The organism is Absiella sp. AM29-15 (genome assembly GCF_003434225.1).
GTDB classification, from domain to species: Bacteria; Bacillota_I; Bacilli_A; order Erysipelotrichales; family Erysipelotrichaceae; genus Hoskinsella; species Hoskinsella hominis.
The window spans coordinates 1-2317 of the sequence record NZ_QVFL01000044.1; the positions used below are offsets into that span (position 1 = coordinate 1).

Annotated in this window: 1 protein-coding gene; it reads right to left on the reverse strand. The window is 38.7% G+C overall.

The genetic code is table 11. From position 1 onward, the window contains the following. Window positions 1-88: 88 nt before the first annotated feature. Window positions 89-1762 (reverse strand): group II intron reverse transcriptase/maturase, encoded by a 1674-nt coding sequence (gene ltrA / locus DW761_RS20790; RefSeq protein ID WP_117455924.1) that lies wholly within the window; start codon window positions 1760-1762, stop codon window positions 89-91. Window positions 1763-2317: the final 555 nt, after the last annotated feature.

Here is a 2317-nt window from a genome sequence, read left to right on the forward strand (position 1 = left end):
ATAGTCGACTAAGTCAGCGAGATTACTCCCGCTTTCTCGTCTAAGAACCGTACGTGATAGTTTCCCATCATACGGCTCAAGCATTTCATCACTCTTTCGAGCGGCTCTCAATATAAAGCTGTTGACAGCTTTTATGGACATATGCCATATTTGGAACTTCGTCCTTTCCACCATTTGTTTTAGGTACTTTAAAATAGATTTCTCTATCTTCTGTAATTTCTAATGGCATTCCACAGTGATAACAGCACCCGTTTTGATTTTTCCAAATCAACTTAAATCGTCCTGATAGTCTTCTCATACCTTGTTTGAATTTTCTGTCTTGAAAATATTCAATATCAAGGTATGGATTCACTGTAGTTTGTACTTTGACGTGCCTTACAATTGGAATATGGTCAACCCGAAGTAGTTCTTTATTCTCGGTAGAGAACACCCAATTGCGACTGCCTCGTCTATGCCAGTAATTCGTTGATACCCACCATCGTCCTTTATGTGGATGTCTACGCTTTGCCCATCTCCATAATAATTCGTAAAGAATGTAATCAATATAGGCAAACGCTTCACTTGCACATACACTTTGATGGTAATTCGTCCATCCTCTAATTTGTTGATTTAGCTTTTCAATAAGAACTTCCTGTTTCCAAGCCTTACCACGTTTGAGTATGGTTTCTGACAAACTTGCTACAAATGCTTTTATCGATGTTTTAGATGGTTTGATAATCAACTTTCCGTTGAATTTTCTAAATGTCCATCCTAACATATCAAAGCCTTCATCAATGTGTGTTATCACTGTCTTTTCTTCTGACAGTTTTAGTCCTCTCTCTTTTAGAAATGATTGTATAACCACTTTAGCCTCTTCTGCCTTTTCTTTGGTATTTGCAGATACAATAAAGTCATCGGCATAGCGTATGAGATTTACCTTATTGTGTCTGTGTGTTTCTGCATTCACTTTTCCTTTGCTATTTACATCAAAGTATTCGGCTAATGCTCTTTGCATACCATCTAGTGTCATGTTTGCTAATATTGGTGAAATGACTCCGCCTTGTGGTGCTCCGTCCTCTGTAGGAAAAAGGTCACCTTTGAATACAAAACCAGCTTTTAGAAATTGTTTTAAGATTGATTTATCCATTGGTATATTTTCTAACAGCCATTCATGGCTAATGTTATCAAAACACCCTTTAATATCTCCTTCTAAAACCCATTCAGGACTATATCTTCTTGAATAAATTTGGAAAATGTATTCACACGCATCATGAGCAGAGCGCCCCTTACGAAAACCAAATGATTTCCTATCAGCGGTTGTTTCTGCTATTGGGTCAAGACCCATTGCATATAATGCTTGCATAGCTCTGTCATACATACACGGAATACTTAAAGGTCTTTTTGCCTTTTTATTTTTCTTGTCAATATAAACTCTTTTTAGTGGTTTTGCTTTGTAGTGTTTATCACTCAACGATAATACAGCTTTCATTTTAGAGGCTGGTGTACTCCACTTTTCTCCATCTACTCCTGCTGTATTCTTTCCTTTGTTAGTTGTTACTTTTTTAACAGCTAACACTTTGGCATAATACGAGTGTGTTAAAAGATATTGAAGTCTTTTAACTAAGTTCCATTTCTTTTCTTGAGTTGCCTTAGCAATTCTAGATTGTAGCCTATTAACTTCTAGTTCAGCTTTCTTCCAATCAATGGTCGTCCATTGTTGTTCTAACTGTTGTGTGTTTGATAATCTCTCAGTTTTCACTGTCATTGAATTATTATCATTCATAGGTTTACCTTCCTTTCTTTGCTATGAAATACCATAAGAGAAGTCTGCACCCTTTCGGGTTAGGGCAAATCTTGAACCCCTATGCACCGCCATTACAGCAGTGCCATTCGCTTTCTCTCCCTTTCCTTTACCCTCTATACCGTTTCTTCCCCTTACGGGGTCGATACCTTGCTAAGCAAGGAGCATATAGGGCTTACCAAGTTCCACATAGTAAATAATTGTGAATGTGTTAGGAGCTATCCTTGAGCCGAGAGGTCTGATGTCCATTTGTTGCTACGTACACGAAAGACACAGCAACCAACCTCCGCACCTTTTGGTGTAAGTGTATCAGCCTGATTTCACTTATTCCCTGTAACGACCCTGCAATAGTTCACTTTACGTTCTCCATAACATTCTTATCCCACAGTACGTCCGCTTTAGGCTAGCAGATTTCCCAGTGTTTATCCCGTGAGCTTCACACCCAAGCGTTACCACTTACGCATGTCACGGTAGGATTACCCCAAATGGATAGGGTAGCTGACAACCAGCAATTTACTATGCGACTTCTTGTCGCAC

Coding starts and splice junctions, on each gene's coding strand:
- ltrA (WP_117455924.1), bottom strand. CDS start 1,762: ATGAATGATAATAATTCAATGACAGTGAAAACTGAGAGATTATCAAAC.